This is a genomic window from Chengkuizengella marina, assembly GCF_009910845.1.
GTDB lineage: Bacteria > Bacillota > Bacilli > Paenibacillales > KCTC-33759 > Chengkuizengella > Chengkuizengella marina.
The window spans coordinates 1-6,446 of record NZ_SIJB01000071.1; the positions used below are offsets into that span (position 1 = coordinate 1).

8 protein-coding genes are annotated in these 6,446 nt (G+C 31.4%); all 8 read right to left on the minus strand.

Features of this window, described 5'->3' with window-relative positions; genetic code table 11:
• Positions 1–240: 240 nt before the first annotated feature.
• The 8 genes from ERL59_RS20360 to ERL59_RS20395 all read right to left on the minus strand — a co-directional run bounded on the left by ERL59_RS20360 (position 241) and on the right by ERL59_RS20395 (position 6,169).
• Entirely contained in the window at positions 241–1,077 is an 837-nt protein-coding gene (locus ERL59_RS20360) for a hypothetical protein (protein WP_160648066.1), read from the minus strand.
• A 145-nt stretch (positions 1,078–1,222) separates the two neighbouring features.
• Positions 1,223–2,377, minus strand: a complete 1,155-nt coding sequence (locus ERL59_RS20365) for a helix-turn-helix domain-containing protein (protein WP_160648067.1) — start codon at positions 2,375–2,377, stop codon at positions 1,223–1,225.
• Between the two features lie 23 nt (positions 2,378–2,400).
• Positions 2,401–3,141 (minus strand): DUF5986 family protein, encoded by a 741-nt coding sequence (locus ERL59_RS20370; protein WP_160648068.1) that lies wholly within the window; start codon positions 3,139–3,141, stop codon positions 2,401–2,403.
• A 101-nt stretch (positions 3,142–3,242) separates the two neighbouring features.
• Positions 3,243–3,677, minus strand: coding sequence for an ArpU family phage packaging/lysis transcriptional regulator (locus tag ERL59_RS20375; RefSeq protein ID WP_160648069.1), 435 nt, complete (start codon positions 3,675–3,677; stop codon positions 3,243–3,245).
• 167 nt (positions 3,678–3,844) lie between these two features.
• Positions 3,845–4,270 (minus strand): RusA family crossover junction endodeoxyribonuclease, encoded by a 426-nt coding sequence (locus tag ERL59_RS20380; protein WP_160648070.1) that lies wholly within the window; start codon positions 4,268–4,270, stop codon positions 3,845–3,847.
• Positions 4,267–4,536: a hypothetical protein gene (locus tag ERL59_RS20385; RefSeq protein WP_160648071.1), complete on the minus strand. Its 270-nt coding sequence runs from the start codon at positions 4,534–4,536 to the stop codon at positions 4,267–4,269. Before ERL59_RS20385 ends, ERL59_RS20380 begins: the two co-directional genes overlap by 4 nt.
• Positions 4,537–4,772: 236 nt before the next feature.
• Positions 4,773–5,720 (minus strand): replication protein, encoded by a 948-nt coding sequence (locus ERL59_RS20390; protein ID WP_160648072.1) that lies wholly within the window; start codon positions 5,718–5,720, stop codon positions 4,773–4,775.
• Positions 5,721–5,722: 2 nt separating this feature from the next.
• Entirely contained in the window at positions 5,723–6,169 is a 447-nt protein-coding gene (locus ERL59_RS20395; protein ID WP_160648073.1) for an endonuclease domain-containing protein, read from the minus strand.
• Positions 6,170–6,446: the final 277 nt, after the last annotated feature.

The window sequence follows — 6,446 nt, forward strand, 5'->3', positions numbered from 1 at the left end:
TACTATAAAAGGTCCTTTATCCAATCCCATAGTATAACCTCCCAACTCACTAATAAATTATCCATTCGTACTATCTTATGAACAATCTCATATAATTGCTTGGACTCTTATCTATGGGCTAGAATATAAAAAAGAGCGCTTATGTGGCCCTTCCTTTATATCTCATAATATAATAATATCATCTATTTGTATGAATAAACTGCCAACTTTGTGCCAAGATTCTGCCATTTTTATTTTTGTTTATACTCTTGTTTGAGTCTTTTCAATATTTTTTAGTTCAATAATTCCTTTATTCTCATTCCACACTACATCTATTTCACTATATCTAGTTTTTAAGTTAATTTTATAATCATCCCCTTCCTTAGAGTAACCACTTCCTAATGATAGGTTATTTCTACTTTCATTAATCTTTTGAGCAACATCTTCAGTAATTTTTTCAAGATCAATTCCCTTTTCTTTTTTGTAACTGACTCCCATTTTATCTAAAAGTAATTTTATATAATCCCAAGTAACACCACTTTTTACAGATTCAGAAACAAATAATATTATTTCCTCTACATAGTGTCCTGCTCCGGCTTCGGTAACATTTTTATTATGTTTTACAATTGAATATTGTATCTTATTTTCTGTTAATGCTGATAGTAGTGCCTCATGATCTTCTTTTCCAAATAAATCAATTACATTGACTAGAAAACCATCTTGATAATTAGTGTCCATGAACAGGTCAGGTAATTTCCCAAGAAAATTCTCAAATTTATCATTGAAAATATTAAAAATTTTCTTTGATCTTTCAGTTGATCTATTGATATTTTCTTTATGTTGTATCTCATCATAATTACCGTTTAGTGTCTCTAATTCCACATCATAATGGTGAATATTTTGAATAGAATTGATATCAATTCCTACCCAACTACTTCCAGACATAACTATATCATGAATAAGACAAGACTCAAGTATTTCATTATATTCATTAACAACATACATTTTCCTACCTAAGGAAGTCCTTTCACTCTTCAATTCCTCATCTTCAAAAAATAAGCTTTGATCATATATGTTTAAAACAATGATATTTTCCATCATTCAAACTCCTCTTTATCATTCGATTTGTAATTCATAAAAAAGAGCGCTACATGCGCCCTTCCTTATATCTCAAAATATAATAATACTACGGATTTCAGTAATTTTTCTGTTAGAGTCTTGCCAATAAACTGCCACTTTTTTATTACGCCTTAACCTTTTGTATATCTTGTTTGTCAGTTTTCAGTTCTATAATCAAATCATTTTCTTCCTTCTTCTCAGATAGTGTTCCTTTATCTAATCCTAACAATAATTCTGTCTTTTCTTGATTCATATTTATTTCTTTTAAAAACTCTCTTGGAGTCAATACATTATGGTTAATAATTAAGTTGACAGCTTTGTTTAATGCAGTCGGTTCAGGTATAGGAATTTTATCGTCTAATGGTTCTTCTGTTCTCCATTTTCGTGCTCCAACCTGTCTCATTAAATACTGATATTGATTATAACTCAATACGTCCAAATTATAAGCTCGAATAATCATAGCTTGAATTGATACTTTCCATTTCTTTTTAAGTTCTATATAATATTCAATCCTATTTGGATAAATTAAGTCATTCAAGAATGCTTCTTTGGGTAACAAGAAACTGGAAGCAAATTGATCTGCTTGCTTCTCTATAACTTTGTATTTTTCACGGGTTACTGTTTCCATGTCCAAAGCCCATTTGTGCATAACTAAATGTCCTAACTCATGAGTACAGTCAAATTGTCTACGTACTGCTGTCCTTTTATCGTTGCCTAATACAACAATACATTTTTCTTCTGACTTTACAACTTGTAAGTTACTGCAAGCATCAATTTTCTTTGTATTTGTAGGTAATGATGTTACAATGAAGCCATTTTTCTCTAAAACATAAACCATATTGGAAATAGGTTCATCACCTAAACTCCAATACTCTCTGAGATACATTGTTAATGATTCAATGTCATTTATCATATCATCAGTAATCTCAGGTATATTTGTTTTTGGAAATTTAACATACTTATTTATTGCTTGATAAATTTGAGTTAATCTTTTTAGTTTTTCTTCTTGTGCCTTACGTTCCTTCTTACTAGTTGTAAATAGAGATCTGAAAAAAGTATTTACATTCCTAGTCTCTTCGTCCTCACCATAAAAATATTCTCTAGGAAAATCTAATGTATGCATTAAAGCCATTAATGTTTCTAAACTTGGATCATTATTATCATTCTCATACTGAGAAATTGCTTGTTTGGATACACTTGTTTTCTTTGCGAGTTCTTCAATGGTGTAACCTTCATATAATCTAGCTGATCTTAACCGATCAGGGTTAAACTTTAACATGACGCATCCTCCTATGAGGAGAACTATCCGTCTTTCTCCTCATTTTCTTCGTCTAGTTCAATACCAGGAACATCCTGTTGATCCTTTCCTGGTTCTTTCTTCTCTTTAGATTGCTCGGCTGTTATTTCTCCTGTATCTTTAATAAATGTACTCCAGTCATCCTTGTCAACTTCAACTAATTGTGAATCAAAAATATTTCTTGTACATGAAATCAAGTCAATCCCTTTTCCTGTGTAAGAAATTATGACGACCTTCTCAATTTTGCCTGGTACATCCAATATTAAATCATATAACTTAAACTCCAATTTCACTGTATTTTCATTAACTATCTTATCCATATCAAAATTTAAAGACATCTGACCACTTTTAGATTCTTCTAAAATTTGTTTATCAAATGGTTTGTTTATAGAATTAATAACCCTTAAATAGTGCATCAAATCTTTATCACTATTATTATTAATAATTTGCTCTAAAGTATCATCTTTTAAATGCAATAATAACGTGTCCGATATATGGTGGTAAATTAAACCTATTTTATAATCAAATGCAATACGCTTTTTAATTACAGTAAATTCATTATCAGGTAGAGCATCTCTTAAATTTCTATTAATACAATCTCGTATTAACCGCGATTTACAAGTATCAATTTCTAAATTTTCTTGTTTTACAATCCTATTAGCATCTATTATGCCCTGTTGAATATTATTAACTATTATTTCCTTAATTTCATCCGGTAATTCTTGATGTAAAGTATTGGTTTCCATAAAACCCACCTCTTTACATATAATTAACTTTAATTTTACGTCAAAGTTTATTTTTGTCAAGATGAGTTTTTAATTTCGTGAATTTTAGTCTATTTTTATACTTACCCTATCACTTCTATTCTTAGCATGTATGCTAGTTTATTAAACGCCTGTAGCTTCATTCTGTAATACTTTCTCTCACTCATATGCAAAGCTGTGTAAATCTCAAGATCACATACATCTTCTCTTTCAAGATACCGCCTTACTATAATTTGCCTTTCTTTTTCATATAGTCTTGGAAGTGATAGTTGAACAGCTTCATAAGCTTTCTTCATCACTGTTTCTCGATCTACATTCCAGATCCCAACATCTTCAACCTGCTTACTAATTGCATAAGTATTACCATGTTCTCTTAAAGCATATGAAGGTGTCGTCTGAATCGTTTTTCTTACAAATCCTACTTGCTTGTATTCTCTGGCTATTCTGAGCACTTTTAAAACTTTCTTCCTAGTTGCTTTTTGATCTAATTTAGGTAAATCAAAACAGACTTGTTCCATTCCCCTCACCCCTTGAACAGGTATTCGTATAATACCTAGGATTATTTTTTATTCTATTTGTTTTTTTTTAATATAATTACCTAATCTTATATGAATCTAGTATTATTGTTTTATATTCGATATGAAATAGGTGTTTAAAATAGCAAAAATCGCAGGGATTTTAAATTTCATGAAATCAACCCTCCTATTTCCTCAATCTCCACTTCTATCCTTGGCTTCTCACTATAAAACTTACTCGCAAACACATCTACTAACTGGTTGTCATCTTTCCATATGACATTATTTAGTGCGTCTGCAACCCCTTTGACATAGTTATCTATATCTGGTTTTGTTGTAGGTCTTAATAACCCTAATTCAGCCTGTTCTTTCTTTGTTTTATTAAAACTCTTAAGCGTAGGTTTATATATTTTTAGTTTCATACATAGAGGTCCTTCTAAGAGACTTTTAGGAGCATGAGGTGTAGCTGCTAGACGTACATAATCTTTATAGTCACTAGATTTTTTAGGATCATAACATCTTGGTTTACCGTTAATGGTTGTTGTTCTTGCTCTACCCTGTGCAACTGGTTTTCCTAATATTGTAAATTTAATCAATCCGCATCCCCCCTCTTCACATCCCCTAAACCAATATCTATAAACAGATTCCTAAGCGCATCAAAATCATTTATAATTGCATTTCCATAACGTTGAATTTTGTTGAATAGTTCATATTTTCTACTAACTTCAATTTCGTCTCCAACCTTCAACGAACTTGTGTACTCTGAAGGTTTATCAGTTAATAACCTTAATTCTTTATCTGTTGCATAAACTATGAAAGTTCTTTCACCATCTACTACTTTTCCTTGACCTTCAATTTTCATATCCTCACCCTTTCTCAACTTGCTTCCATTCTATTTCCAAACAATCCACCTTTTCTTGGTTGAATCTTCCGTTTCATATTTCGATCAATGACTAACATCGCAACATCATCTGGTGTCCTTCTAAAAGCTCTGGCTATTTCTGTAATACAGATTCCTTGTTTCTACATGTTGTCAAATTCAAGAACTTCTCTTTCGTCCCACAAGTAATTTATATTTTCACAAGCAATGTATTGCATTTAAGACACCCCCCTTTCACCATCCCACTCATTAGCAAGTCTCTGAAGTCTTTCTAAATCTTCTTTCGATACAGTATCTTGTTGGTCTGTGTAGGTCATCATAGGAATAATAGGTTTACCACTTCGACTGTACGATTTTTTACTTGGTTTTGATCCAGTCTGCTTATTCATCTTTTCTTGATGTTTAACCCATTCGTCATAAATTGCTGTTGAACAGTAAGAAAACCTTCGTATTTGATCTCTTGGGTGTTTAGGTTTGTAATTAGCAAATGTTTGATCAATAATCATTTTAATAAATTCAATCGGTATTTCGCTTTCTGCTAAAGTTTTTATTTCTTGAAAATCTACTGGAGAAGCGTTTAAGATATTTCGTTTTATGCAATAGTGTTTTTCAACTTCATTTGCAATTTTCATAATTTCATTTTCTGATTCAGATATTTCGTTTTCTTCTAACTGACTAACTGTATTTAAGTTTTTATTTAAAAGATTTATTTCTTGGTGGGCAGTTTCACCCATAGCACCTTGCGCAATTTCACCCATAGTTCCATGGGCAGTTTCACCCATGGGTAGTTTTGACATTGGGTCATTCTGCCCATGGGTAGTTTTGCCCATAGTTGGCTTTGATTTACCCTCATTTTCATCTGCCCATTCTTCATAATTTTTATTAAAAATAATCTCTCTTGCTTTCCCTTTTTCAATCTTTTGAATGATAATTTTTCGATCCTCCTGAGCTTCTAAACTCCGTCTAATATTTCGCACATCCACCCCTGTAGCATCCTCTATAAATGATAAAGATAATTTATGTGCTTTCCTGTTAAATCCATAGGTATATCGCCATACAACGAATAGGATGCGGTACTGTGTCGGACTTAGTTTTATCCGACACATATGATCTAGTATTTCATTTGATATTTTTGTGTAACCATTTTCAATCTGTGGATTAGCCATAGCTAAATCCCATCACTTTTGACAATTATCGAATATATACTTTCTGTGATTACACGTGGCTCCTTTACTATTTCAGATCCAGTAAAACGTAATACAAAATAACCTTGTTCGGTGAGAAATCTATCTCTTTTTTTGTCATGTGCTGCCTGTTCTTTGGTTTTTTCATGAAAATCATGACCATCACATTCAATAATTATCTCTAGTTTTTCATCAAAGCTATTTATATATTGAAAATAAAAATCTACAGTATATTTACCTATTCTTTTTTGAGTTTCTAACTTTGCTTTGTTTAAACTAATTTCACCTTGGAATTCATCTACTAATTCAATCATTGCAATTCGTTCAATTGGTGAAGGAATATTTTCTTCGTAATACTTGAAAGTAGCTTCATATAAATCAATTTTGTTTTTTAAAAAGCACTTTTTATAATCATTCCAATCTCTTGGCATCGTACCTACCTCCATGTGATTTTCTTTCAATCTCATTAAACCAAAAAACAATCATCTATATGTGATTAGGTACATTTTGCTGTGGATAACTTTCTCTTAAACTCTTGAATATAAAAACCTACCATCCATTTAATTAGAAACGTTGGATTATGCATAATGCCCTCCTCAAACTCAAATCAAATACCTTAATCTATAACCTTCAAACCATCTTCTACCTTCTTTACATGTATGTGCCCAACTATGGCAGCCTCTACATACACATACACCGTTATCAACC

Bases quoted from the DNA above. Each gene is read 5' to 3' on its own strand.
- ERL59_RS20370 (WP_160648068.1), bottom strand. From the start codon at position 3,141: ATGGAAACCAATACTTTACATCAAGAATTACCGGATGAAATTAAGGAA.
- ERL59_RS20375 (WP_160648069.1), bottom strand. From the start codon at position 3,677: ATGGAACAAGTCTGTTTTGATTTACCTAAATTAGATCAAAAAGCAACT.
- ERL59_RS20360 (WP_160648066.1), bottom strand. From the start codon at position 1,077: ATGGAAAATATCATTGTTTTAAACATATATGATCAAAGCTTATTTTTT.
- ERL59_RS20365 (WP_160648067.1), bottom strand. From the start codon at position 2,377: ATGTTAAAGTTTAACCCTGATCGGTTAAGATCAGCTAGATTATATGAA.
- ERL59_RS20395 (WP_160648073.1), bottom strand. From the start codon at position 6,169: ATGCCAAGAGATTGGAATGATTATAAAAAGTGCTTTTTAAAAAACAAA.
- ERL59_RS20390 (WP_160648072.1), bottom strand. From the start codon at position 5,720: ATGGCTAATCCACAGATTGAAAATGGTTACACAAAAATATCAAATGAA.
- ERL59_RS20385 (WP_160648071.1), bottom strand. From the start codon at position 4,536: ATGAAAATTGAAGGTCAAGGAAAAGTAGTAGATGGTGAAAGAACTTTC.